Origin of the sequence: Nodularia chucula CCY0103 (assembly GCF_963923915.1) — a bacterium.
GTDB lineage: Bacteria > Cyanobacteriota > Cyanobacteriia > Cyanobacteriales > Nostocaceae > Nodularia > Nodularia chucula.
The window spans coordinates 14,230-41,063 of the sequence record NZ_CAWUOL010000025.1; the positions used below are offsets into that span (position 1 = coordinate 14,230).

General features: G+C 42.0%; 21 protein-coding genes and 1 CRISPR repeat array. Of the genes, 7 read left to right on the forward strand and 14 right to left on the reverse strand.

Annotated elements, in window-relative coordinates; genetic code table 11:
* Positions 1–97: 97 nt before the first annotated feature.
* Positions 98–1,696, reverse strand: coding sequence for a SpoIID/LytB domain-containing protein (locus ACM0OP_RS09665; RefSeq protein WP_414528193.1), 1,599 nt, complete (start codon positions 1,694–1,696; stop codon positions 98–100).
* A gap of 207 nt (positions 1,697–1,903) precedes the next feature.
* Between ACM0OP_RS09665 and lepB the strand changes: the two genes are divergently transcribed.
* The gene (lepB, locus tag ACM0OP_RS09670; protein WP_414528215.1) at positions 1,904–2,476 is read left to right on the forward strand and encodes a signal peptidase I; all 573 of its coding nucleotides are present in this window, start codon (positions 1,904–1,906) and stop codon (positions 2,474–2,476) included.
* 79 nt (positions 2,477–2,555) lie between these two features.
* On the opposite strand, the gene ACM0OP_RS09675 is transcribed toward lepB, so the two are convergent.
* The 4 genes from ACM0OP_RS09675 to ACM0OP_RS09690 all read right to left on the reverse strand — a co-directional run bounded on the left by ACM0OP_RS09675 (position 2,556) and on the right by ACM0OP_RS09690 (position 6,527).
* Entirely contained in the window at positions 2,556–3,086 is a 531-nt protein-coding gene (locus tag ACM0OP_RS09675; protein ID WP_414528194.1) for a helix-hairpin-helix domain-containing protein, read from the reverse strand.
* A 10-nt stretch (positions 3,087–3,096) separates the two neighbouring features.
* The gene (locus ACM0OP_RS09680; protein ID WP_414528216.1) at positions 3,097–3,471 is read right to left on the reverse strand and encodes an NINE protein; all 375 of its coding nucleotides are present in this window, start codon (positions 3,469–3,471) and stop codon (positions 3,097–3,099) included.
* Between the two features lie 207 nt (positions 3,472–3,678).
* Positions 3,679–5,523 carry a bifunctional serine/threonine-protein kinase/formylglycine-generating enzyme family protein gene (locus ACM0OP_RS09685; RefSeq protein WP_414528195.1) on the reverse strand — a complete coding sequence of 615 codons (1,845 nt, stop codon included), beginning with the start codon at positions 5,521–5,523 and terminating at the stop codon, positions 3,679–3,681.
* 278 nt (positions 5,524–5,801) lie between these two features.
* Positions 5,802–6,527 carry an ABC transporter permease gene (locus ACM0OP_RS09690; protein ID WP_414528196.1) on the reverse strand — a complete coding sequence of 242 codons (726 nt, stop codon included), beginning with the start codon at positions 6,525–6,527 and terminating at the stop codon, positions 5,802–5,804.
* A gap of 590 nt (positions 6,528–7,117) precedes the next feature.
* On the opposite strand from ACM0OP_RS09690, the gene ACM0OP_RS09695 reads away from it, so the two are divergent.
* Positions 7,118–8,203: a glycosyltransferase family 4 protein gene (locus ACM0OP_RS09695; RefSeq protein WP_414528197.1), complete on the forward strand. Its 1,086-nt coding sequence runs from the start codon at positions 7,118–7,120 to the stop codon at positions 8,201–8,203.
* Positions 8,204–8,439: 236 nt separating this feature from the next.
* Here the strand turns inward: ACM0OP_RS09695 and ACM0OP_RS09700 are convergent, their stop codons facing one another.
* The 3 genes from ACM0OP_RS09700 to ACM0OP_RS09710 form a co-directional block, all read right to left on the reverse strand.
* On the reverse strand, positions 8,440–8,706 hold the full coding sequence (locus ACM0OP_RS09700) for a DUF3143 domain-containing protein (protein ID WP_414528198.1): 267 nt from the start codon (positions 8,704–8,706) through the stop codon (positions 8,440–8,442).
* A 31-nt stretch (positions 8,707–8,737) separates the two neighbouring features.
* The gene (locus ACM0OP_RS09705; protein WP_414528199.1) at positions 8,738–9,271 is read right to left on the reverse strand and encodes a J domain-containing protein; all 534 of its coding nucleotides are present in this window, start codon (positions 9,269–9,271) and stop codon (positions 8,738–8,740) included.
* A gap of 219 nt (positions 9,272–9,490) precedes the next feature.
* On the reverse strand, positions 9,491–11,194 hold the full coding sequence (locus tag ACM0OP_RS09710; RefSeq protein WP_414528200.1) for an iron uptake porin: 1,704 nt from the start codon (positions 11,192–11,194) through the stop codon (positions 9,491–9,493).
* Between the two features lie 281 nt (positions 11,195–11,475).
* Here ACM0OP_RS09710 and ACM0OP_RS09715 point away from each other — a divergent pair, with 281 nt between their 5' ends.
* Both ACM0OP_RS09715 and ACM0OP_RS09720 read left to right on the forward strand, forming a co-directional pair.
* Positions 11,476–12,135, forward strand: coding sequence for a type 2 lanthipeptide synthetase LanM (locus ACM0OP_RS09715; RefSeq protein ID WP_414528217.1), 660 nt, complete (start codon positions 11,476–11,478; stop codon positions 12,133–12,135).
* Complete coding sequence (locus ACM0OP_RS09720; protein WP_414528201.1) at positions 12,071–12,295, forward strand: mersacidin/lichenicidin family type 2 lantibiotic; 225 nt, start codon at positions 12,071–12,073, stop codon at positions 12,293–12,295. Before ACM0OP_RS09715 ends, ACM0OP_RS09720 begins: the two co-directional genes overlap by 65 nt.
* A gap of 169 nt (positions 12,296–12,464) precedes the next feature.
* On the opposite strand, the gene ACM0OP_RS09725 is transcribed toward ACM0OP_RS09720, so the two are convergent.
* Complete coding sequence (locus ACM0OP_RS09725; RefSeq protein ID WP_414528202.1) at positions 12,465–12,755, reverse strand: nucleotidyltransferase family protein; 291 nt, start codon at positions 12,753–12,755, stop codon at positions 12,465–12,467.
* Between the two features lie 238 nt (positions 12,756–12,993).
* Between ACM0OP_RS09725 and ACM0OP_RS09730 the strand changes: the two genes are divergently transcribed.
* Entirely contained in the window at positions 12,994–13,362 is a 369-nt protein-coding gene (locus tag ACM0OP_RS09730) for a hypothetical protein (protein ID WP_414528203.1), read from the forward strand.
* Here ACM0OP_RS09730 and nblS read toward each other — a convergent pair.
* Together nblS and purD are read right to left on the reverse strand one after the other, a co-directional pair.
* The gene (gene nblS / locus ACM0OP_RS09735) at positions 13,324–15,288 is read right to left on the reverse strand and encodes a two-component system sensor histidine kinase NblS (RefSeq protein WP_414528204.1); all 1,965 of its coding nucleotides are present in this window, start codon (positions 15,286–15,288) and stop codon (positions 13,324–13,326) included. The genes ACM0OP_RS09730 and nblS overlap by 39 nt on opposite strands.
* A 411-nt stretch (positions 15,289–15,699) precedes the next feature.
* A complete protein-coding gene (purD, locus tag ACM0OP_RS09740) occupies positions 15,700–16,971 on the reverse strand; it encodes a phosphoribosylamine--glycine ligase (RefSeq protein ID WP_414528205.1) in 1,272 nt (423 codons plus the stop codon).
* A gap of 110 nt (positions 16,972–17,081) precedes the next feature.
* Here purD and ACM0OP_RS09745 point away from each other — a divergent pair, with 110 nt between their 5' ends.
* The gene (locus ACM0OP_RS09745; protein WP_414528206.1) at positions 17,082–18,032 is read left to right on the forward strand and encodes an NAD-dependent epimerase/dehydratase family protein; all 951 of its coding nucleotides are present in this window, start codon (positions 17,082–17,084) and stop codon (positions 18,030–18,032) included.
* A gap of 236 nt (positions 18,033–18,268) precedes the next feature.
* Positions 18,269–19,174: direct repeats of the CRISPR family, unit length 37 nt; unit sequence CTTTCCGCTAAACTAATCCCCGCAAGGGGACTGAAAC.
* Positions 19,175–19,326: 152 nt separating this feature from the next.
* Positions 19,327–20,046 (forward strand): FkbM family methyltransferase, encoded by a 720-nt coding sequence (locus tag ACM0OP_RS09750; protein ID WP_414528207.1) that lies wholly within the window; start codon positions 19,327–19,329, stop codon positions 20,044–20,046.
* Positions 20,047–20,351: 305 nt separating this feature from the next.
* Here ACM0OP_RS09750 and ACM0OP_RS09755 read toward each other — a convergent pair whose 3' ends face one another.
* The 3 genes from ACM0OP_RS09755 to ACM0OP_RS09765 all read right to left on the reverse strand — a co-directional run bounded on the left by ACM0OP_RS09755 (position 20,352) and on the right by ACM0OP_RS09765 (position 26,804).
* Entirely contained in the window at positions 20,352–24,221 is a 3,870-nt protein-coding gene (locus ACM0OP_RS09755; protein ID WP_414528208.1) for a DUF2157 domain-containing protein, read from the reverse strand.
* 218 nt (positions 24,222–24,439) lie between these two features.
* A complete protein-coding gene (locus ACM0OP_RS09760; protein WP_414528218.1) occupies positions 24,440–25,882 on the reverse strand; it encodes an FAD-binding domain-containing protein in 1,443 nt (480 codons plus the stop codon).
* A 277-nt stretch (positions 25,883–26,159) separates the two neighbouring features.
* The gene (locus ACM0OP_RS09765) at positions 26,160–26,804 is read right to left on the reverse strand and encodes a bifunctional 4-hydroxy-2-oxoglutarate aldolase/2-dehydro-3-deoxy-phosphogluconate aldolase (protein ID WP_414528209.1); all 645 of its coding nucleotides are present in this window, start codon (positions 26,802–26,804) and stop codon (positions 26,160–26,162) included.
* Between the last annotated feature and the right edge of the window lie 30 nt (positions 26,805–26,834).

The following is a 26,834-nucleotide window of genomic DNA, read 5'->3' on the forward strand; positions in this document are numbered from 1 at the left end:
CCCTGCATTGGTCTTTAGCTGTTCACTGATTGATCGCAACCGCCAAAGAAGTTAGGTCATACTCCCACACTCCCCACACTCCCCACACTCCCCATCTCTAAAACTTGATTTGGCTGCTGAGAGTTTTAATATCTGTCCCTGGATAATAAAATTGTAAAATTTGGGAATTTGACCAACCTAATTTAGCTAAATTTTGCGCCCCGGTTTGGCTTAAGCCCACTCCATGACCCAAACCACCACCAATAAAAGCATATCCCCATAAATCTGTTGTACCTTTGTTGAGGGGTTCTATATAAAATAGGGTACTTCTGGGAGCAGCAAAAGCACTACGAATTTCGTCTTTTTCTAAACTAAAAACGCCGATATCTGTTTTAACTGCTAATTCTAAAATCCTACCACTGCGACTACGCTGAACTACAGACATAGCCTCAACGGTGTTAAATTTGGCATAGGGACTATTTTTGATTTCTAGGAATCTTTTTAACAGTTGATTAATATCTTCAATGGCGGTTTCCCGGTTCCACCGAAAGGTATTCCAAGCACTTTCGTTAAATCCTTCTTGGCTATTAATAAACTTGCGAAAGTTGTTTTCATCCGCTAAACTCTTCTGGGATAAATCCCAAAACTCATTAGGAGTATCTACAACCGGACGTAAATAAGGACGATCTTCACCATTCCACACATCGCTAAAGTAGGCAGTTACGCCGCCAGTGGTGGAAGAATACAAAGCATCCACTAGCTGATTATCATAAGTTAAAACCATACCTCTAGTTGCGGCGATCGCCCTGTCGGTACTAGGGGCGGTACCACTCCAACCGTAATAAACTTGACAGTGAGTATCAGCACACAATTGATAGTTATCAATGACAAACCGCCGCAAATTCCTTAAAGCATAAGTGCGGGCGAGAATTGCTTGGGCTTCCACAGCTGCGTTGGGGGCATTTGTGCCGATTTCGTGGGGTACTACTCCCCGTAAATAACTTTCTAAAGGTACTTCATTGACTAAGGTATACGTCCCATAGGCGTTAGGTTGTAAAGTCATCCCGCCGGGATATAGACGATTAGTTTCGAGGTTTTCCCCGATTTTGACCCGAATTAAGTTTTTATTGCTGCTAATTTCTAAATTATCGGCACTGTAACTGTTACCGTCCACTTCCCAAGTGACTCGTGGGACTTCTGGCAAAATCTGGGTGTTGATATAGGACATTTCCTTTCCCGCAGCTTGCACACCCTGAAATAATAAGCGCCGCAGTAAGGGAGTGCTGTAAACATCGCGTTTCGCCCAAACTTGCCAACGATCTGGTTGGGCTATTTCTACCTTTATACCCTGCGATCGCCACTTTTCAGCGCTGTATTCTGCTGTTTCAAAGGTGCGATATGTACCTAAAACCACTACCTCTTCTACCTCCACCTGGGGTAAAGGTTCCATGACTGTTTGCAGTTTAACTGGGTTTTGGGTGAGTAGGGTTTTTGGTTGATTATTCTCTGTAAATTTTAGCTGTAAGCGATCGCCTGATGTTGGTTCCAGTTCTAACCTGACTTTGGGATTCTCCCCAAATCGCTGCACAATGCCAATTCTCAGTTCTACATCCTGATTTTTGCTATCAACAGCTGCTGCACCTGTCAGCCCCAGTAAGGAAAATGTTGTCAGTACAGTGGAGGAAAAACGCCAGAATGTAGATGTCATAGTAGTCATTTGATTCTTACCAACTTGAAAATGCTAACAATTATTGTGGGGATTGGGGATTGGGTATTGGGGATTGGGTATTGGGGATTGGGTATTGGGGATTGGGTATTGGGAAGTAACAGTCTTTCTCCCCACACTCCCCACACTCCCCACACTTCCCACACCTCCCACACCCTGCTATATTTGTTCCACTGTTTCAAACTGGCTGAAATCCTTATGAATCCTCACGAAAGTGATGTAAAACCAGCAGCTAACCCATCTAAAGGATGGAGTAATTGGCAAGAAAATCTGACTCTGATTGCGATCGCACTATGTTTAGCAATCCTGATCAGAACCTTCATCGCCGAACCTCGTTACATACCATCAGATTCCATGTTACCTACTTTACACACAGGCGATCGCTTGGTAGTAGAAAAAGTTTCATATCGTTTTCACCCTCCCACCAATGGCGATATTATTGTGTTTCAGCCTCCCGCCGAACTCCAAAAGCGTGGATATCCCCAAGACCAAGCCTTTATTAAGCGCGTCATTGGCCTCCCTGGAAAAATACTCAAAATCAACGACGGTCAAGTTTACCTTAACGATCAACCCTTAACAGAAGACTACATCGCCGAACCTGCAAATCAACCATTTCCCGCCGTACAAGTTCCAGAAAACAATTTTTTTGTCATGGGAGATAACCGCAACGATAGCAACGATTCCCGCTATTGGGGATTTTTACCCAGACAAAACATCATTGGGAGGGCAGCATTTCGCTTTTGGCCTCTTGATCGCATAGGCTTTATTTAGCATCAAATTCTCCCTTCTCCTTCTCCCAGAGAGAGACGCTACGCTAAAGCCAGGAGAGGGGTAACTAGTGACGTTCCGGTCAAAACTGGAGAAAATACATCAATTGGGCGATCGCCTCCCCAGATAGATCCAAGCGGCGCTGAAAATCAGCCAAATTGCGGTAACTCCCCGATGACAACCGATTTTGTACCACAAATTCCGCCAAAGACACATCCATAAAAGGAATTTTAACTAATTGCGCCACCGTTGCAGTATTCACATTCACCAACTGACTAGGATAATCTAAAGATTCATTGTCATAATAAATAAAATTCAGCAGAGGTTGTAATGGTGACAATCGCTGGGTGGGTATAGATAAAGCCGCAGCCACATCTTCAATACAGTAAAATTTAACACCAGACCGAGAAAGTTCCACCAGCGATCGCGCTTGATGAATCGACAAACCAGGTAAGCGTAACCAATCATCCACAGTCGCTTGATTAGCATCAATCCGCATCCCCAACTTTACCGCCAGTTGAATTTCCTCACCAGACTGCAAGCGATAATAAGGATCATTCAGCAGTTTCGCCCGCAGTTTTTGCAACTTTAAATTTAAAGGTAGCCAATTCATATTTCTAAAATCAAGAAATATCCTCTAACAGCTGGCGGCGCTTTTGTTCAAATTCATACTCAGAAATCAAACCCTCTTGACGCAGAGTATCCAACTCCCGCAAAGCCTTAGCCATCACCTCCACATGATTAACCGTAGATGGTGCATCTTTCACTGCTGACTTACCGAAATTAAAATGACGATCAAAAGCCGCCTCATCCTGTGCTAAATACCAAACTCCCTCAATCGCACTAGCTACCTTGGGAATCGGAGTCCAGGACAGCAAAACATACAACACACCCCAAAAAGGTTGTCCCAAATAAAACTTATGTAACCCGGAAATAGTCAGCGTACCCGATAAAGCTAAAACTGCTGCAATGCTGCGACTCTTACGTTTAGTTAACATCTTCTCAGTAGGACGGTGTAAATAATTAAAGGTTTGTAGTGAGTTAGTCACGACTAAAGTAAAGTCCTGACAAGGAAATGAACTACCACAATTTTATATTGCTTCACAGGGAACAGGGAATGTACTAACTACCTTGGTGGTTGCTATATCAGTTAAATAACTCCCCACACTCCCCACACTCTCTACTCCCTACTCCCCATTCTCCAGCTAATCTGCCGAAAACACCACCCGTAAACCGCATATCCTCAAACCACCATCAGACTCATTCCAGCTACGACTAGCACTGCGACAAAGTTCTGCACTAAAACTCCAGGAACCGCCACGTAATAGCCGACGATGAAAATCACCCCCAACTTCCCAAGCGCTACCATCAGCAGGCGCACCATCATAATTATTGTGCCAAGTATCAGCGCACCACTCCCACACTTGCCCGTGCATATCATATAATCCAAAGGCGTTGGCTACGTGAAAACTGCCCACATCAGTAGTTTCTTTGCGATATTTGCTTTTCACATCCATCCCATAACTATCACTACTACAATTCACTAAATCAGTAGTAATCATTTCGCCAAAGTGGAAAGATGTGGTAGTTCCGGCGCGACAAGCATATTCCCATTCCGACTCGCTAGGTAAACGATATTCACGCCCAGTTTTTTCTGAGAGTCGGGCGCAAAATTCCACCGCGTCATACCAAGATACATTTTCTACAGGGCGATTAGCTCCTTCAAATTTTGAGGGACGAGGATTTAAACTTTGTTTAACTTCAGGTAAACAAGTAGCTACAGCTTTCCATTGCGCTTGAGTTATGGGAAACTTACCCATAAAAAAGGGTTTGAGAATTACTTCATGTTGGGGACGTTCATCAGCGTCTCCTTCCAACTCTGGGGAACCCATCCAGAAACTACCACCAGGAACTAACACCATTTTCAGTGTGACTGCGGGAGTTAATTGTTCCGCAAAAAATTTAGCCTGCGGAAAATCGCGGTTAACTTCTCTACCTGCTGTGTCTACAGTCACTACTTCAAAGTTAAAGGTTTCTAAGGGGGGTAATGGTGTCAGTTTATTTGGTGGTGGTAATTTAATTAATGTAGATAAAGAAATATCAATAATTTTTGGTTCTACGGCAGATTTTCGACTAGCTAGTAAATCTTGAATAACTTCTGCGGCTGATTGATATCTTTCACTGGGTAAATGTTTTAATAATTTATTTAAAATTTGGCTTAATTCAGGGCTGATGGTAATCCCTTTTTTTGCTAACTCTGCTTGCCATAACCAATTACCATTCATGGGATCATAAAGAGGATCATGAATCTCACCATAGGTATTTTGTGATGGTAAACATTGCGTTAACAACCGGATGCAAGTCACACCCAAAGCATATAAATCACTACCATGACAAGGAAAACCAGCCATTTGTTCTGATGGCGCATAACCAATGGTATAAATAACTGTCGCTTGTCTGGCTAAAGTGGTTTCGGTGACTTGTTTAGCACCACCGAAGTCAATTAATACTGGTTTACCGTCGCTGTCACGACGAATGATGTTTTCTGGTTTGATATCGCGGTGAATGACGTTAGCACCATGAACAAATTCCAAAACTGGTAATAAATCCATTAAAAGTTGATAAATTTCCACTTCTGTAAAGGGTTTTTCTTTCACTTCTTGCAAAAGTGTTTTCCCTTCTATAAATTCTTGGACAAGATATAAGCTGGAACCTTGTTCAAAATAGGCTAACAATCTGGGGATTTGAGTATGATTTTCTCCTAAGTCATATAGCCGACGTGCTTCTTCTTTGAAAAATGCTGCTGCTTTGTTCCGTTGGATTGTTCCTTGTATTTGGGGGAAGAATTGTTTGATGACGCAAGGCGCGTTTAATCTGTCTACGTCTTCTGTTGCATAGGTTCTACTAAATCCACCTTCACCTAAAAGCCTTAATACGCGGTACTGATTTTTGAGAAATTGACCAAAGTTGCTTTGTCCACAACTCATGCAAAATCTATTTTCTTCAGGATTGAATGGATTCGAGCAATTGGGATTTTGGCAAATTTGCATAATAATGAGGAGGAAGTAGCATATTATCCAAAGTTCGCCCGAATAATCTGAAATTCAGAACATATATCTAGAAAAATATAGCTGAACAAATCTACATCTGCATATATACTTATAGAGGAAATATAAATGCAGAAGTTTGATTGAGTTTTTCGTTCTAAATTTTATTTAAATAGAAGTAGTTTTGAGATTATGTATTTTGATCACAAGGAAAATAATATTGTGAAACTCTTGAGTTTGTCAAGGGTGCTTTATCCTGTTAATTGTGTACATTATTCTGCTTATTTATTGTTATCAAAAGCACGAATAAATTCTGCACCAAAGGCGGCGATCGCAGAGCCTGTAATCAGCAAAACACTGAGGGCATTAACATCTGGCTGCACTCCTGTTCTAACGCGACTAAATATTTCTATTGGTAGGGTGTTAGAACCGCTACCGGAAGTGAAACTAGAAATGAGAAAATCATCTAAACTGAGTACAAAAGCTAACAGACATCCCGCAATAATAGCAGGCATTAATTGTGGTAATAATACTTTGATGAAGGCTTGTATTGGTGTAGCACCTAAATCTAGTGCTGCTTCTTCTAAGTGGGGATCTAAATTTGTGAGTCTAGAAGTCACTACAACGGCGATATAAGCTAGACAAAATACTACATGGGCGGCAATAATTGTCCAGATGCTTAAGGGGATGGCGAAGGCGGCGAGAAAGACTAATGTGGCAACGGCGATCGCAATATCTGGAATAATTAAGGGTAAGTAAGAAATACCCCGATACAATTTTTTACCAAAAAACTGATAACGTGCCAATCCTACCGCCATTAAGGTTCCCAGAACAGCTGCAACAGTCACGGCACAACAGGCGACTATTAAACTATTTTGTAAGGCTGATAAGATGCGCTGATCATTGAATAATTTGTAATACCAATTCAGGGTAAATCCTTGCCAAGCAGCGCTATAGGCTGACTGGTTGAAGCTATAAAACCCCAGTACCAGTATAGGCAAATACATAAAGAGAGATAAAACTACCGTAAAAACCGCCTGACAAGATACACGCGGTTTTTTTTGGGAGGGAGAAATATTCACGTTGATGATATTTGTTTTTATAACTGATGAACGTGTTCTATATAACATAAAATTTTAATATTGTCAACACTATTTATTAGCTATTGGCAAGTTACAATATTCCCTCTCTACACCTTATTCCCTATTTCGGGTGAGGAATATCTTTTATTTATAAGACTATTTCTTTAGGATGAGATCAAGAAAATAATTGGCTAACAAAACCTATGCACTATTTATGTAAAAAATAGCCTTTTCCTGAGAAAATGACCAATCAAACAGATATTTTCGGGGAAAAAGTCTAAATTATATTAGCTAAAAATTTGATGATCAATAATCTATTTTATTTTCTATTCCCAGCAAAATATCAACACTAAGGTAGAAAGAAGACACGGTAAATAAGTAATACAATTCTAATGGAAACATTTATTTAATTTTGATTGTTTTTAATTTCAAAATGCTAATTCAGTTATTTATCAGCACTGCTGATATAGCAAGCAGCTATCTAATTTTTTCGGTTATTTTGCAGGAGTTTTGTCATGCGAATTGCTCAGATTGCCCCCTTACTTGAGAGAGTCCCACCTCCAGCTTATGGGGGAATAGAGTTGGTTGTAGGATTACTCACTGATGAATTGGTGCGACGGGGACATGAAGTAACGCTATTTGCTTCGGGAGATTCTATTAGCTTGGCAAAGTTAGTATCAGTTCATCCCCGTGCTTTAAGACTTGATCCAGATGTGAGGGAACATAATATTTATGAAATGTTACAACTAGGTTTTGTTTATGAACGGGCGGCAGAATTTGATATTATTCATTCCCATGTTTGTTGTGCGGCGCTACCTTATGCCAATCTGATTAAAACACCTACAGTTCATACTCTCCACGGTATTTTTACTCCTGATAATGAGAAGATGTTTCAATATGCCAAACGTCAACCTTTTGTGAGTATTTCTCATGCTCAAAGGGAACTCAGATTAGGGTTAAATTATGTCTCAACGGTCTATAATGGCATTGATGTTAATAGTTATAAGTTTCATCCCCAGCCGGATAATCCACCATATTTAGCATTTTTAGGGCGGATATCTCCAGAGAAAGGCACACATTTAGCTATAAATATTGCTCAACAAGCTGGTTGGCATTTGAAAATTGCCGGGAAGATAGATTTAGTAGACCAAGAATATTTTGAACAAGAAATTAAGCCCCACATTGATGGTCGGCAAATTGAATATCTGGGTGAAGCAAATCATGTGGAAAAAAATGCTTTAATGGGTGGTGCAGTAGCTACTCTTTTTCCTATTACTTGGCGAGAACCTTTTGGTTTAGTTATGGTGGAATCAATGGCAGCCGGTACACCTGTAATTGCCATGAAATTAGGATCTACTGTGGAGATAATTAAACACGGAAAAACAGGTTTTCTTGTGAATAATGTGGCAGATTTTATTAGTGCTATTGACCAAGTAACACAGCTAAACCGCTATGATTGCCGAGAGTATGTCAGCAATTACTTTAGTTTGAAACAGATGACTGATGGTTATGAGGCGGTTTATCAACAAATTCTAGCGGCGCAAACTCCCCCAAATGATCATATTCAGGATGTGCTTAGTTTAGGTATTACGAGTGTTTAAAAAGTCAACTGGCGACTAGAAGTCGCGGCTATACAGACAAAACCCGCCTGCGCGGGTTAAAAACCTTAATTCCTCATTAGTCCACGGAGGTGGACTTCCCTACGGGAAGCCGCTACGCGTCGTGCCTGTGTAGTAGCGTATCGCTAACGCGAAGCGTAGCCATATTATATTCGCCCAAAAGTTTTAAAACATCCTCTTAGGTGCGTTTTCACAAATGGTAGTCTGTACATTCTGTTTTATGGGCCAGAAAATACAGCTTGGTCTATATCTTGGCGACTGAGAGAATAGGTAAAAGATCGTTGGATATCTTGGTTATTTTCGCTAGATTTGATATATCTGACTGTAACTTGTTCAATATCTAGCCAAATTTCTGCTTGCCAATTGGGTCTTTCTACACGCCAACAATGCAGCTCGTTTGCATCTTGTTGACAGCCTTGATTTTTCAGCCACTGTTCAATTTGTGGGAGAGGATGACTGTATAAAGGTTTATCGGCACTAATCATAGGAAGATCCCAAAAAAACAACTAAAAATTTTTAATTTCTAATTAAGTTAAGTGTAAAAATTGATTGTTCGGTGGTGAGGAGTTGCGAAATTTGAGTAATTTGGGTGGGGATGGTGCTGTCACCACGAATTGCGGCTACTGCGATCGCCACTAATATACAACCCAATAGGGTTAAGCCTAACACAAATAATACAAAGATTTCTCCGGCTGATAAGGGGCGATCGCTGGCATCTAGGTACATGGATTTGGAGTAATCGTAAGGTTTACGCACGGGGTGGTTTAAGTCAGTGGGTGGTTGAATCACGCCAAAGCGAGAATAGCCAATTTTGGTATCATAACTTAAACGCCGTTCTGGACTGCTGAGAGTGGCGTAAGCTTCATTAATTTGCTGAAATTTAGCAGTAGCGATCGCCCCAGGTAATTCTGTAGTATCTGGATGATACTGTTTACTCAATTCCCAATAAGCTCGACGGATATCAATTACCGACGCGGAAGGATGCAGTCCCAGCAGACCGTAATAGGTGTTACTCTTGCTGATTTGTCGCCTTGTCCCGTTTTCAGTCACGGCTTTAATTCACTTGCTCAAATTCAGTTTTTTATATTTTAATTCTTTTCTCAAACACTGCTTTCAAATTTGAGATGCAACGTGAATATGTCGATTACGCCCATACCTGAAGTCGGGGGCTGCAATGGTAGAATTTTAACAATTATAGAATTACAGCTGCTTGTACTTGGCGATCGCTAAAAGTAAAATGCACCCCTACTTCATCAAGCAAAAGCTGATTTAAAATCTGAAAGTAGTCCGAATTGTCCCAATAACCACATCAGGATTATTACTGTTTTGATTAGGAGCCACCAGCCAAATTATACCAGGGGTAATAGAAATATTCTCAGTTAATTGATATTTGTAGAAAGCTTCTAAATGCAGTGGTGTTTTGACACTATTAGGGATATCGCTGATGATCTCGCGGTTTGCACCAACTAACAATGGTCTATAGAAAGGAACGAAACCAGAAATCTCTGCATAGGGAGGGACACCCACAACTATACCACCGAGATTACCTCGTTTACCCAAATCAGGAAATGCTAGGGCGATCGCATAACTGAAAACATCAGCACTTTCATTATCCACCCCTGCGGATCTACCTTGTTGATTAGTATAAGTAAACCAACTATTAATTGCAAACTTAGGAGAAACTCGCCACAAACCGGCTACACCATAAGAATTGCTACTGCGTCGCCCATTATCCGAAATTAATTCCGGAGAATTAGCCGAAGTTGTCCCCACATCATTACCAAAAGTAGGCATTCCCGTAGTGTAACCATTAACATAAGTTAACCCAAAAGCTAAATTCTCCGTAGGTTCAATAGTTAACTGTGCCAAAGCGGAATAGGAACCATTAAATAAACCGCCTGTGGTACTAGCATTACTGTTATTGACAGTGAAATTTTCTCCACTGTTCGCATTGGCAGCCAAATAACCTAAACTCAAGTTAATCGCCGGACTCAAAGCATAATTTAAACCCAGACCCGAACCTCGGGAACCAATGCGGTAAATCGGGCTATATTGAGCAAAAGTAGACAGGGAACCAGAACCGCCATCCCCATCACCAACTGCACTAAACACATTGGGTAAATAGTCCGCGTGTTCACCAGCATTTGCAAACACAAAAGCCCGTAATTGATTCCCTACAGGAAACTCATAACTCACAGTCCCCAGTTCCACATTACCCAGTTGATTAGAAAAGCCTTGGTTAAAGGTTTGTCCCCCTTCTGGGGTTGTTTGTTGACTTCCTAACGCCGCGATTAAAGCATCTGCACCATAGCGCAAACCGCCTTGACTGTGGGGGGGAGGAGTGCTACCAGATTGTAGTCTAATTTTTAGCTGATCTCTACCTGTAAAACTACTAATTAAATTCAAACGGATTCTGTTAGCAAAGATGGGATTATTTCTCCCTACACCCACTCCAAAGGGGTCACTATCTCCACTCAAAACATCGGTAACGGCAAAAATTGCTTCCCCGGAAAGTTTGGTAGTAGTGGAAAACTGCTGACCTTCTAAAATTCCGGCGCGATACTCTACAGCATCTACCCGTCCTTGTAAGGTTGCTAATTCATCCCTAAATGCTGTTTGTAGTTTTTGGAGACTAACGAAATCTTCCTTCTCAACTACATCAGATTTACCTGTATTAATTAAATCATTAATCTTATCTAAACAAGCACTTAAACCGGCTGCAAATTCATAACGTGTTAAAGCCCGATTTCCCCGAAAGGTATCATCGGGATATCCTGTGATACAGCCATATCTTTCTATTAAAGATTGTATAGCCGTAAAAGCCCAATCTGTAGGTTGGACATCAGATAATTGCGAGACGGAATTTACTGGTGCAGAAGTATTAATTTCTGCGATTTCACTAGCCCAAACACCAGGAGAAAGCACAACTATTGGTGTTGCTAAAAATAAAGCCAACAAAGTTTTTAACATCATATTTTCACTCTTCACCCAATCGGATCATTCCTGCAATTTCAATCATCGATACACAGGATTAGATACATATACTGGTTTTTTTCAACTCATCGGGAATGCAGCTAGTAGATGGTTGTTCGTATAAATTCATTGAAATATAAAATGCTAAATTTTATTTGTTATATCATGTCTGGTTAATTAGTTACGATTAGCAGAATAATATCACCCCACCCCCAACCCCGCAAGCGCGGAGGGGGGATTAAGGGGGGTAAAAATGTGATAAAAATTACCGCTAAAAACTTATCAAACAACCTCTTAGGACTTACGCACACAAAGGTTTTGCACCAGCTTTCGCCACTTTAAAAATTCTCAACCGAGATAATTATGGTTGGGTAGAATTTATCAAACCCCAATCATGCGATTCCGCAGATGCAGTAGTGAGATTTTATCAGCGTCAAGGTGGTTATTTAGCTTTATTATATGCCTTAGAAGCCACAGATTTTCACTTTGAAAACTTGATTGCTGCTGGAGAACATCCAATTTTAATTGATTTAGAATCTTTATTTCATCCGCACAGTCAGATATCAATGACAGCAGCAGATATTCTCAATAGAGATATGGTTGCAGATTCAGTATTGCACGTTGGTTTGTTACCGCAGATTAGCTGGGGAAATACGCAAGTAGCCGGAGTAGATTTAAGTGGGTTGGGGGGTGCGAAAGGACAGTTAACACCGGATAAAGTCCCGAAATTATTGCAGGTAGGAACAGATACTATGCGGGTGGAACGTCAACAGACTGTGATCCCAGGTAGTCAAAACCGCCCCCAATTAAATCAAGGGAATATCTCAGGAAGACGGAGAAGTTTTGAGTGTCCATCTTCAGTACAAAGAGGTCAATATGTCGATTACAGATATCATTCGCGCTTGGAAAGACGAGGAATATCGCCACAGTTTAAGTCCTGAACAACGAGAACAGCTCCCAGCCAACCCAGTTGAATTTGTGGAACTTAATGATGAAGAGATATCCTCAATTTCTGGTGGTTGTACAACCTGTGGTGATCCTTGGCACACAATCGAATGGACTTGTAAACCTATTGGTCCTGTTTTTGAGTTAGAAGAGTAAGCTGGGGACTGGGGACTGGGGACACTTCGGCTTACTTCGGCTGCTTACAATTGCTGATTTTAAAGGACTAAGTTTTAATAATATCCTAAATAATTTCGTCTTCTAAGGAAAAATAAGACGGAGAATTTTATCAGAATTAATTAAAATATCATCACAATAAAGTTTTAAGTTACGCGACGTAAATAGCGTCTTTTTCTACAGAGCTAATAATTTGAGGTTTCAACATTTTTCTAGTGACTAAATCAACGGATAAAGATAAATTATCTTCTAAAAAAAATTTTAAGTCCATATATTGATCAAAGGTAACTTTTCCTTGAAATTCTACCAGTAAATCAAGGTCGCTAGTATTTTTTGCTTCATCTCTTGCATAAGAACCAAATAAAGCTAAGGAAGTTACACCATAACTTTTTATTGTGGATAAGTTGTCTTTCAAGAAATCTATTAAATACTCTCTATTCATAGCGGTAAATTTCCTTGTTCAAAAGTGAAGTTTTTTAGTATACAAGCTGTTATAACCCTAGTCATGCTTTTTAACTGCTGAAATGCTTTGTATATATACATTTTGGCAGTTTTTTACCCCTTTTTTAGATTTCTTTGTGAGAAATCCGGGTTAATGATGAATCGCCGTCTAACCCACCCTACTGGACTGGGGTAATAAATAGATAAAATGAAGATGTTTATTTATTGATGCTGAAGTTGTGGCTATAATATCTTGTCCTCATTGCCATCAACTGGTTGATCGTGAAGCGATTAGTTGTCCTTATTGTCGTACTACCCTGAAAGCTTACGGTCATCCAGGAATCCCCCTACACCGGGCGACTGGGGAAGACTCGTTATGTGACAGCTGCACATATCATGCTGATAATACTTGCAACTTTCCCCAACGCCCTTATGCTAAAGAATGCACCCTGTACGATAATTTAGCAGATACCCAGTTAAGATTAGAGACGCAACGTCAAGCCAGCAGTTGGACTGGAACGATGAAAAGCTGGAGTCAACGCCATCAGTCTTGGTTGCTGCTAGCAGGTTTATTGTGCGTTTGCTTGCTGATAGCTTTGTCTGGTTAAGGTTTCAGATGGAGATTCAACTAAAATTTGGGATTCTTCCTGAAATACATTTAAATTAAACCAAAAGGTAGTACCTACCCCTACCTCACTCACTAGATGCATGTGACTACCATGTCTTTCCATGATATTTCTGACTATGGATAAGCCTAAGCCAGTACCCTCCAGGGTGTGAACTCGGTTCTCTACCCGGAAAAAACGGTCAAAAATTGCTTGTTGGTCTTCTGGGGCGATACCAATACCTGTATCAGAAATTTCCACCCGCACTTCTCCAGAGGCTAGATGTGAGTGAGACTGAGGATCTAATTGGTAGGCGCGTATTGCTACTTGACCACCAGATTCGGAGAATTTCAGGGAGTTACCCACTAAGTTAGCTAAAACTTGCAATAATAAGTCATAATTTCCCAGAACTAATGGCAAGTCAATGGCTACTTCTTGAATTAGTTCAATACCTTTATCTCTAGCATTTAGTTGGTAAGTTCGCAGGGTTTGTTCAATGGCTTGGGCTAAATCTACTGCACCAAAGTTGTAGCTGCGTCCAGATTCGAGTTTGGATAAGTCTAAAACATCATTAACTAAACGGGTGAGTCTGTCGGTTTCGTTATTAACAGTTTGCAGAAAATCTTGTCTTTGCTCTACACTCAGGTCTTCCCCATACTCATGCAGGGTTTCAATAAAGGATTTGATGTTAAATAGAGGTGTGCGTAATTCGTGAGAAACGTTACTGATAAATTGGCTTTTGGCTTCATTCAGTTCTACTTCACGGGTGATATCTTGGACGGTAATAGCAATACCTTTAATGCTTTCTCGTTGTAGGTTGAGTACAGTGGTTAAGAGGATGCGGATGGTGCGTTTGGTGGCTTCGTTTAAATGAATCCGGAACTCGGCGCTTTCACATTCCCCTGCGGCCATTTCGTATAAGGGACGAGTAATTTCTATTTGGACTGCTGAGGGTAAATGATGTAAAACGTTAGTCCCTTCAACTTCTATGCCTTCCCAGCCAAAAATGCGTCGGGCGGTGGGGTTAACTAAAATCACTTGCATACTGTTATCTATTAATACAGCACCATCAGCGATTGTGGAAACTAAGGTTTCTAGTTTGGCTTTTTCGGCGGTTAATTCTTCTATATTTTGTTCTTCATAGCGTTCTAGTCGTTCCGCCATTTCATTAAAGCTGAGAATTACTTCTCCCAGTTCGCCACCTAGTGGTAAGTCAATGCGCTGTTTGAAGTTACCAGCTGCTATTTGTTTTACCCCTACGAGTAGTTCTTTGATGGGTTTGGTAATGGTTAAGGCGTTAATGACTCCTGCCAAAATTACCATGACCCAAATGGTGATAAAAACGGCAATGGTGACATCACGGGTAAAATTGGTAGATATAACTGCGGTTTGGTTGGGGTTGATGCCAAGGGCTAATACGCCTTGGTATTGTTCATTAACGATGAGGGGGATAAAGACATCGGTGACTATGCCATCTGGGGTGGTGTGTTGCCTCACCATTGGCTTTTCCCGGTCGTTGCTGTAGTCTTCTGGTAGCTTAATGCGGCGTTTAATGGTGAGGGAGTTTTCTACCTCTGGTTCCCAAAAAGGAATGCCAAAAAATATTTTACCTGTTTCGTCGGCGTACAGCATATAACGCACACTGGAGGTGCTGCTGTAGAAGCGTTGGGAAAATTGGGCAAGTTCGGTGAGATTATGATCTGCGATGAGGGGGGCGACGTTAGCGGCTAGTAGTAGTCCTAAGTCACTGCCAAAGCGGGTATCGTTCATTCTGGCATCTTGCTGAATTGTATTCACAGCCCAGAAGGTAAGACCACTCATGACCAAGGATACTGCTAAGGTGGCGACGGCTAAAAGTTTGGTCTGGAGGGTAAATTCTGACCACCAGTTGGCAATTGCTTCTTGGATTGTTTTTAAAGGAGCCAGCATTTTAAACACAGTTGTTAGTAGTTTCGGTTGTTCAACCCCAACAACTAAAAAATTAACAGTTATTTCGATAAATATGTTAGTTGCAAGTTGAAGTCAGGGATGGTCGATGATCTGGATGTAATTTCACCCCTGGTACATACAACACCTTAATCATACTGTGGTTTTAGTGATCTTTGCAGTCTTGGCGATCGCTCATATTTTCAGATGGGATTAATGGGATTAATATTTGTAGTGGCGTGACAAATTTCATCTTCATATACCTTCCCCAAGGCTTTTGGTGCGTTACGGCTTACGCCTAACACACCCTACCTGTACTCCCCACACTTCCCACACTCCCCACACTCCCCACCCTACCTGTACTCCCCACACTTCCCACACTCCCCACACTTCCCATTCCCCACTCCCCACTCCTTAGAGGATTCTATGGCCAATATCTTGCCGATAATATATACCGTCAAATTGAATTGATTTTATGCCATTGTAGGCTTGGGCGATCGCCTGGGGAAAAGTTGCCCCTATACCAGTGACGTTTAATACTCTGCCCCCATCTGTGACTATTTGTTCTTGGTGTAATTTTGTGCCGGCATGAAATACTGTGACTCCGGCGGTTTCTGCTTCCGGGATACCAGTAATTACTTTGCCTTTGTCATATTTCCCCGGATAACCACCGGAGGCGGCCACTACGGTTGCAGCTGTAGCTGATTTCCAAGCTATAGGGGGCATTGCACCTAAACGCTGCTCTACACAGGCTAAAATTAACTCTTCTAAGGGTGTCTCTAATAATGGCAAAATTACCTGTGTTTCCGGATCACCAAAGCGACAGTTAAATTCTAAAACTTTGATGTCGCCGTCGGGGGAAATCATTAAGCCTGCATAGAGTATACCTCGGTAATCGATACCTCTAGCTGTTAAGCCGGCGATCGCCCGTTCCAAAACTTCTGTTTGTACCCTAGTCATTAACTCTGGGGTAGCAATGGGCGCAGGGGCGTAAGCTCCCATCCCTCCGGTATTTTCCCCTGTGTCACCTTCTCCAATACGCTTGTGGTCTTGGGCTGGTAACAATGGGCGAATGGTAATTCCATCGGTGAGGGCTAAAACTGATACCTCTTGCCCCAGTAAAAATTCTTCTATGACTACCACATTACCGGCAGTACCAAACTCTCCTTGAAAAATTGTATCAATGGCAGTTTCCGCCTGTGCCATAGTTGTGGCTACTATTACTCCCTTGCCGGCTGCTAAACCATCGGCTTTCACCACTATGGGGATTTTCTGTGTTTTTAGGTAAGATTTAGCTGCTGTAGCTTCCGTAAATACCGCAGCTTTGGCTGTAGGAATGCCAGTTTCTGCCATTAAGGATTTTGCCCAAGCCTTACTCGCTTCTATTTGCGCTCCGGCTTTACTAGGGCCAAATACCATCAGTCCTTGACTTTGGAGGTAATCTGTGATTCCCTGGGCTAATGGTACTTCTGGCCCCACTACCACTAAGGAAATACTGTTTTCCAGAGCGTATGTACTAATTCCTGCAAAATCATCTACAGCCAAGGGCAAATTATGACAACGTTCTAAACTTGCAGTACCGCCATTTCCTGGTACACAGACAACTTGTTGAACTTGCGGAGATTGCAACAACTTCCAGGCTAGAGCGTGTTCCCGCCCACCATTACCGACAACTAAAACTTTCACTGATTTCCTCGTGCGTCCCTGATAAAATTATGACATCCTAGTGGACTTTAGTGGCGATCGCAGATCAATTTCAAGGTTATATATTTTGATTATTTCTATAGATAAAAATTATGACTAAAACTATCGTGACTGGAGCCGCCGGATTTATTGGTTCTCACCTTGCAGAAGCATTACTGCAACAAGGACAAGAAGTAATTGGTATTGATCAATTTAACGATTATTACGATCCTGGATTAAAGCACAAAAACATTGCACATTTGCAGATTCACCCTAAATTTACTTTAATTACCGGAGATATCCAGGATTTAGATTTACAGGAACTGCTCAAAGATGTTGAGGTGATTTACCATCAAGCAGCACAAGCGGGAGTCAGGGCCAGTTGGGGGGAAGGTTTTCGGAATTACACAGAACGGAATATTAGTAGCACACAGGTTTTATTAGAAGCTGCTAAGAATGCGGAAAACCTGAAAAGACTAGTATTTGCTTCTACATCCAGCGTCTATGGGGATGCGGAAACCTTACCTACCCATGAAAAAATACCGCCGCAACCAGTTTCTCCCTATGGTATTACTAAACTAGCGGCGGAACGTTTGTGTATGCTGTATCACAAAAACTTTGGGGTTCCCATTGTGGCATTACGTTATTTTACGGTTTATGGTCCCAGACAGCGCCCAGATATGGCTTTTCATAAGTTTTTTAAAGCTGTATTGCAGGATGAAGCAATTCCCATTTATGGCGATGGACTGCAAACGCGGGATTTTACTTTTGTCAGTGATGTCATAGCTGCTAATTTAGCTGCGGCTATTGTACCGGAAGTTGTGGGGGAAGTGTTTAATATTGGTGGTGGTAGCCGGGTTGTGTTGGCTGAGGTTTTGGATACTATGGCGGAAATTGTCGGGAAACCCATTAATAAGAATTATATCTCTAGGGCGATGGGAGATGCGCGTCACACTGCTGCTGATGTGTCTAAAGCGAAGCAAGTTTTAGGATATCAGCCGCAAGTTGCTTTGCGAGAAGGTTTGATCCAAGAGTGGCAATGGGTTTGCGGCTTGTATGCTTAACTAGACAAGAGGAAGTAACTATTATATGATTGGTTTATTAGGATTTTTGGGAGACCTATAGTAAAGTCGAAAACCCTGGGGGGTTTGCCAAATTCCCAGAACCTTGACAATTCAATAGTTACAGCGTTTCATCAGTTTCAGTTGGCAATTTCCCGAATCCTGAAACAAGGTTTTTAGATCACCTTTGCCAAAATCGGTTCTAGAATCCCCTTCTAGACTATGTTTCAGATGGCGGTCTTTCCGCTAAACTAATCCCCGCAAGGGGACTGAAACCACAACCACTAGCTAACAACAATAAGACTAGTGACTTTCCGCTAAACTAATCCCCGCAAGGGGACTGAAACGCAGAGAAAGAATTGTTTGAAAGCAGTAATCAATCTTTCCGCTAAACTAATCCCCGCAAGGGGACTGAAACCAGATCCGGAGCTTGGCTCAAAGTTCGGGTTGAAACTTTCCGCTAAACTAATCCCCGCAAGGGGACTGAAACACGCTGCAACTCTTGGGCTTGTAGTTTGATGTCCTCCTTTCCGCTAAACTAATCCCCGCAAGGGGACTGAAACTTAATCTAGATTATGAACTAGAAGCTGCTGCGTTCTTTCCGCTAAACTAATCCCCGCAAGGGGACTGAAACAGCGCATAGACACCTTCCAAGTTACGTGTCCTATACTTTCCGCTAAACTAATCCCCGCAGGGGGACTGAAACCTGACCAGATACATTTAAGGTTCCAGGCTGAGAAAAACTTTCCGCTAAACTAATCCCCGCAAGGGGACTGAAACCTACTTACTATTTATACTTAAACTACGACATCTTACTTTCCGCTAAACTAATCCCCGCAAGGGGACTGAAACCGAGGATTATTCAAATCCTCACAAACAAATTCATAAAGCTTTCCGCTAAACTAATCCCCGCAAGGGGACTGAAACATGAGGGAGGGGAACCGGAGGGGAAAAACCATTATCCTTTCCGCTAAACTAATCCCCGCAAGGGGACTGAAACACCTTGAAGATGTAATTGATTACATCACAATTTTATCTTTCCGCTAAACTAATCCCCGCAAGGGGACTGAAACACCAATCATTTAAATCATCCCATGCAGCGCCTAAACTTTCCGCTAAACTAATCCCCGCAAGGGGACTGAAACCCTAACGTTGCTATATATTGCTATAATATCTATTGCGGTTAGATGACGCGCATAATTTTTGCCTCACTTTGACCTTTGAAACATCCTCTAAAGAATTACATAGCAATATCCCCATATTATTTGATTAGTAGTAGGAAATTAGATAAGATACTATGCTTTCTCATAAATTACAACTGCTTATTAATAGAGTTCCTAAAACAATTTTCTTATCTCATGTTATTTTCAAAGCTATCAAAAAAATATTTAACCCATATTTAATATCTAGCTTTTCTCAATTTGGTGAGGATAGATTCCTTGATAATTACTTTGGAAACAAAGAACAAGGATTTTATGTTGAGGTTGGCTGCAATCATCCCATTGCTTATTCTAATACTTGGAAGTTGTATTTAAGAGGATGGCAAGGAATTACTATAGATGCTAATCCAGAACTAATTAAAACTTTCAAAAAAATTCGTCCTAAAGATATATCTCTAGCGAAAGTTGTATCTGATGAAAATAAAATAGTGAAGTTTTTCTTTTCTGAAAAATCTACTTTGATAAGTGGGGTAGATGCAAAACTAGAAGGTAATAAACGAACTGAGGAAAACTCAAAGGTAGTTGAGATAAAAGCAGAAAAGTTAGAAGAAATCTTAAATGACAATCAATGTCCAGAAAAAATAGATTTTCTCTGTATAGATGTTGAAGGTGAGGAATTAAATATACTCAATTCATTGAATATAACTCGTTACAGACCCCGTTTAATCCTGGTAGAAATTCATAAGTTTGATATACTTCAAGCCAATGTCAACCCGATATACACATTTTTATCTAGCCATGATTATAAGTTAGTTGGTTATCTATCACCTAATGCTTTTTTCGTTTCAAAAAGTTGATTGAAATATTGCTTGAATCCTCCCTAACCCTCCCTTTGTAAAGGCTATGGTGTACATATAAGTCGATAAATTCTCGTTTGTGTCATACATAAGACCCCACCCCTAACCCCTCCCCCTTCGGGTTCACCAGTCGCCTACGGTGGGAAACCCGCCTGCAGCGCTGGTTCACCGCAAGCGAGGAGGGGAACTGGATTTTTAGGTGATAAAGGGTTGCAGGGTGCAGGGAGAAGAAATTTGTTACCAATCCCCAATCCCCAATCCCCAATCCCTAATCCCTAATCCCCAATCCCCAATCCCTAATCCCACTATTGCCATTCTCGCAGTTCATCACTGATGCTGCGAAGTAGAGTGTTGATTTGTGTGCGCCGGGTTTCAAAGTTGGCGGCGATGTAAATTAAGGCAATACCTAGTAGTAAGCCGACTATCCATTTTAAGAAGGGATAGCTGAAGCTGAATATGATCAGTTGATAGCTACTAGTGATGAGGAAGGTGGCTGTGCCAATGTAGAGAAAAGCTCTGGTTTTTAAGGCTAATCCGGCAAATATGCTAATTAGGCTGAAGATTCCAGGAATGAAGGGTGTCTGTTGATTAAAGAAAGTTGCCCAGCCACAAATTAAGCTAGTGGCTAGTATGCGTACAAGGTGGCGAGTTGTTTTATTTTGGGGTAGTTTCAATAGGGGATCTACTTGGGCTATATATAGTAGTGAGAATCCGATGGTTGTGATGTACCATAAAGCATCAGTGAGGTTGAGGCTATTCAACCAGCGCCATAATGCCCAATTAATTAATCCGATGCTGATGTATGTGAAACGGATGTTTTCAGCTAATTTGGCGAGGAATATATAAAACCCTGCTGCGATGAGTAAGGTGATGGGGGAAACTGCTAGTCTGGTTTCCCATAAAATTACTATGGGAATAATATATGCTGCTTGTTGCCACGGTCTTTTTGACCATCCCCAATTTTCCCAGGGTAAGATGTATAAAATATAAGCTATAACGCAGGCGATCGCACCATTCCAAGGCACTAAGGGACCACTTAACCACTGTCCCACTGCTGTTTCTCGCCAATAAATTCGCATGGCGGCTACTTCTAATAATCCGATGTAAACCCACAGTTCTCCTATGGTAATCATCGGGAAGATGCTGGGAATAGGGGGTGCGTTCCTTCCTTGAAAAACGGCATATCTAATTAAAAATGCTCCCGTTCCTAACCCTACTAAACGGTTAACTTCAATGGGTAGGAAAATAGCGGCCATTAATAAACTACTACTCCAAAACCAATGGAGATGGGCGATGTTTTTCAGTTGTTGGGGTGTCAAACCTAAGTAACTGATGATCCAGGGTGTGAGGATGCGATAAGCATACATGATGCTTGCGCCTAATGCTGACATAGCTATAAAAGCATCACCGAATGCTTCCCCTGTGCTTTGAAACATTTGATAAAACAGCAGTTCATAGGCGGAAAGTGATACGCCAATCAGTCCTAAATACAGCAGGGGTTGCAGGGATGTGTTACGTCGTCCTACACCAATGAGGATGAATGATACACCCAAGGTAAACAAACCAGTCCAGGCGGTAAAGCTATCTAAGCGGAAGACTACACTGATTGCACCATAGATTAAGGGTAAAATGTGCAAGCTGCTGGGAAGGGTTTGTAATTGATGTTTGCGTCGCCACCATTCTCCGAAAAGTTGGGTGATTAAACCCAAGGCGATGTTAGCTATGGCTATTTTGAGGCTGGAATTGTCTCCAAAGGTGAGGATGTCGGCAATGATTAATTCTACACACCAACCAATGGCATAAAATGCCCAATTTGTGGGGGTTTGCCAACTGCGATAAATAATTGCTGCTAAGATGATGCTTGTGGAAATTATGTATAAAAAGTTGGGATCAATATAAGAATTGAGTAAGGTGGAACGGATGGTAATGGCTAATAATTCGGTGCTACATAATGCGATCGCCCATCGGTTACAGGCTACTGCATATATTGTTGCTAACTGGTTATTCCGGCGGTTCAAGGCTGTTCTGGCTAACCATAAACTGAATGTGGCGATCGCACCGACAATTAACCACCCAGCCAAGGTAAGTTGAGGAACTCCCGGTATCCCCTCCCACAGCAAACCAGCTATTAAACTCAACCCAAACCCTACTGTAATTCCCGCATTAGCTTTGTATGGCAAATAATAAGTATTGGCGAACATCAACGCCGTCCCGACAGCCAGACTAATTAATCTGGTTCCAGGCAGTGCTAAAGTTAATAACTGAGTCATGCAGACAGCGATCGCACTGGCGCAAGTGTTGATGTTGCGGCGTTCTCCAGTGGTGCGACTAGCTAAACCTGTGAGAGTTAAAGGTGTAGTTAGCCATAATATTCCCCAATCATTCAGAATACCATCGTTAACCCAAGCTATTTGGTTATTCATCCATAGGAGATAAAAACTGAGCGCAGCCAAGCCATAGCCGATGTACCATGAACTTTGTCGCCAGATACCATCACCTAGACTAAATACCCATTCTGCCATCATGACAGCGAGTAAAATTGCCGCCCAGATGTGTAAAGGTAAATTAGGTAATAGCCAATGAATTGTGGAACCCAGTGTCAACACTCCCATGATGTGAGTGAAATAGACTAAGGGAATGGGAACTGGGGAACGGCGTTGAGTGATGACGGCGAGAGTGATGGTAGAAAATATTAAATTGAGCGATCGCAGTATGGAATTATCCAGGGAAATTGTGGTTAAAAAACTCCCAAATAACAGACAAAGAATATCGCCAAATTTAGCTAATTCTGTTTTTTGCTGGTGACGTAACCTTTCAGTGATTACCACCATAAAAATTAAGTAAGGGAATAAAACTACACTCAGTAACATCGAAGGGGAATTTTCTAACTGGGTAACTTGACTAGCCAGAGATATTGCTTGCTTTTGTAATTGTGCGGGGACTAACCGCCAACCCAGCCAAACTGCTTGTAAACCAAGGGCAAAAAATGCCAACAAGTCAAGGGGTAAACTATATCTTTCTAAGCGATTACCCACATACCAAAAAGCCAATGCACTCACAAGTATGGCTTGTGCAGGTTGCGTAAATACCGCTACTAACCAACCGATGAATAGTAAAATCCCGCCCAAAGTTTGCCAAGGGGATGCAGCATCTCTGTGTTGTGCTAACCAAGTTACCAACCAGCCACAAATGCCAATAGCTAAACCTAACTGAGTCACATCTACCTGATGGACAAAAATGGCGCGGATTAATAGTAATGCCAAACCATAAACCATCACAGCCCCAAATAAGCTGATACCTAATTGCTGCGGTGGTGTATCAGGATTTTGTGAGATGGTGGGGGGCTGCTGTGGATGACGATGGTGATAAATAGTAATAATAGTTGTGCCAATCATAGCCACGTAAATGGCAATTATGGGAAACTGGGATAATTGCCAACCCCAATGTAAATAACTTAACCCGATAATATTAATGAAAGGTAATTTCCCTGTGGGTAAGTTGGTAAAAACACGGTGATTTTTGCAGAGTAAAACGGTAAGAAATGTCAGAGTCGGAGATGCGATCGCTACTGTTAACCAGTCTAGGGGATTGTGCCATAGTCGAAAACTGTCCATAGCCCAAAAGTTAACTGGGATTAACAACAGAGTCACAATCAGCAAAGTTTGAGCCGTTAACCTGAGATTATCTTGTCTCTGCGCCCAAGCACTAAAACCCCAGAAACTTAAGGTATAAGCAAATAAAATGCCATATTGTGCCGCCGCCGGGAACCTATCCCACTGACTTGCAGCTAATACGCCAGAGGAAAGGATAACCAGAAATAAACCTAAAAACAGTAGCCAACGCACACTCAACTCTGCCCCCAAGGACTGCAACATGGAGGAAACAAAGTTGGGTTGGGGTGGTTCTGGGGTAGTTGGTTCGGGGCTACTAGATGCAAAGGCCATTACAGGTACGGCTTTTACAGGGTCAGAAACTGTTACAGATATCTTTCGTTGAGGCAGAGATACAGGTTCTAATACCACTGGACAGAAAAGAAACTGTTCGCATAGTTGTTTAACCTGGGCATCCGAGATTAAACCCAGTCCTAGCCAGATATCCAATCCTGTAAGTAATTCTGGGTGGGAGGAAGGGAGCTTAAGTATAATTGTTAATGGGCGGTCAAGTGGAGATGACATAAGCCGCTAAGGTATCGGTAGATGCTTCTATGATTATTCCTCAACGGTGACTTGATGCGATCGCTATGACAGTTATTTTTAATGCCCATTCGGAGAGGGGAGTGGGGGAGGTGTGGGGAGTGTGGGAGGTGTGGGGGGTGTGGGGGGAAAATTTTTTAGTTTCCAATACCCAATACCCAGTACCCAGTAACCAATCCCCAATCCCCAGTACCCAACTGTTAAAGGTCAACTATTTCTTTTTGCTGTTGATAGATTTTTTTAAATAAGGCTTGCTGAACTTTATGATCTACAATTGGCGCAGGATAGTCAGTACCTTGCAGTTCTAATGGGGGAATTTTCCCTGTAACTAAATATTGTGTATCTACAGAACGCAATTCTGATACCCATTGACGAATATATTCACCTTCCGGGTCAAATTTTTGGGCTTGACTAGCAGGGTTAAAAATTCTTAAAGGCTTGGGGTCCATCCCACTGGAAGCGCTCCATTGCCAACCGCCATTATTAGCAGATAAATCTCCATCAATGAGTTTCTGCATAAAGTATTTTTCTCCCCATTGAGGATTGATGATTAAGTCTTTGGTTAAAAAACTGGCAACAATCATCCGACAACGGTTGTGCATCCAACCCAGTTCGTTTAATTGGCGCATGGCTGCATCAACGATGGGATAGCCAGTTTTACCCTCGCACCAAGCCTGGAAATGTTCCGGGTTATTTTGCCAAGGAAAGTTTTTGAAGGTATCCCGATAAGCACCCTCAGCCAATGCTGGAAAGTTATACATGGCGTGTTGATAAAACTCCCGCCAGGCTAATTCCTGTTGCCATGTGCGGATACTGGCTGCTGTTTCTTCGCTGCGACTCTGTTCTTGGGCTGCTAAAGTGGCTTGCCACACTCTACGAATCCCAATCACGCCAAATTTTAAAGCTGCACTCAGTCTAGATGTGCCATCAACGCCGGGAAAGTTACGCTGTTCTTGGTATTCGGTGATGGTACGGGCTGTAAATTCCTCTAATTGTTCCTCGGCTGCGGCTTCTCCTGGGGCAATAATTAATTCTCCATCCCAGATAAATCCTAAGTCTTGGGCAGTGGGTAAGGGAATAACTCCTGCTTGTTGGGCGATTTTTTGTTCTGTCTCTGTTAATCCGGTGAGGTTTTCGGGGGTTGGGACTGCTGGGGCTTTGGGTTTGCTACTCCAATTTTTCCAGAAAGGAGTATAAACTGTGTAAGGACTTTTACCACCTGTATAAATTTCTGCTGGGGAATGTAAGAGCTGATCCCAATTTTCCTTTAGAAATTGAATACCTTTTGTTTTGAGGATATCAATGATGGTGCAATCGCGTGTTTGAGCATAGGGTTCTACATCCCAACTCCAAAATACGCCTTTGGCTTTTAATGCCTCTGCTAAAGCTGGTATAGCTTCTACAGGATTGCCACGCAAAATTAATAGTTGGCTACCTATTTCTGCATATCGCTGTTGTAGAGCTTGTAAACAGCCAATCATGTAGGTTACTCTTGCTGAGGCGACTTCATCTGGTTTGAGAATCTGCGGATCAAGACAAAATACCCCCACCACTTTTGAACTTTGTTCTCTGGCGGCAGTTAGTCCTGTATGGTCAGAAATACGTAAATCTCGCCGATGCCAAAATAAAATTAACTCAGACATTTCACATCTTTTATAGTTTATTCGTACTACATTAAACTGTCTTGGTATTTTTGTGTTGAGGATTGGGGATTGGGGATTGGGGACTGGGGACACTTCGGCTACGCTCAGTGCAAGTTGGGTATTGGAAACTAAAAATCTTGCGCCCCACACTTCCCACACTTCCCACACTTCCCACACTTCCCACACTTCCCACACCTCCCACACCTCCCACACCTCCCACACTTCCCACACTTCCCACACTCCCCACACTTCCCACACTCCCCACACTTCCCACTCCCTACCTACTAATTCGTTGTAATCTTTGCATAAGCATATGGGCTTGGGATGCGATCGCCTGCCAATTTTCTTCTTTGACAAGATGTTGGGGAAATAATTGACCACTTAAACCCACGGCGATCGCCCCAGCCTGGATAAATTCCTCAGCATTTTCTAAAGTCACTCCCCCGGTGGGAATCACAGGAATATTACCCAAAGGCCCCTGTAAACTTTTAATATAATTAATACCGCCCATAGCTTGCACCGGAAACACCTTGACACAGGTTGCACCATAATTCCAAGCAGTGACAATTTCTGTGGGAGTTAAAGCACCGGGGATAATGGGGATATTTGCGGCTACTGCGGTTTGAATCATCAACCTGTCAACGTGGGGAGTAAAGAGAAATTGCGCCCCTGCGGCGATCGCATCTTCCAGTTGTGCGACATTTAACAGCGTCCCTGTACCAATGAGACAGTGTGGTAAATCTGCCCGTAATTGACTAATTAATTGCCCTGGGCGATCGCTATTCCAGGTAATTTCAATCAGATGCATTCCCCCAGCCACCACAGCCATCGCCATCTTGTGAGCTAATCCCATATCTGCGGAGCGAATAACTGCGATCGCCCGGTTTTGTTGCAACTGTGATAACCAAACTGGATCAGACATTAATTGATTTCGAGAATGAGTCCCTATTAT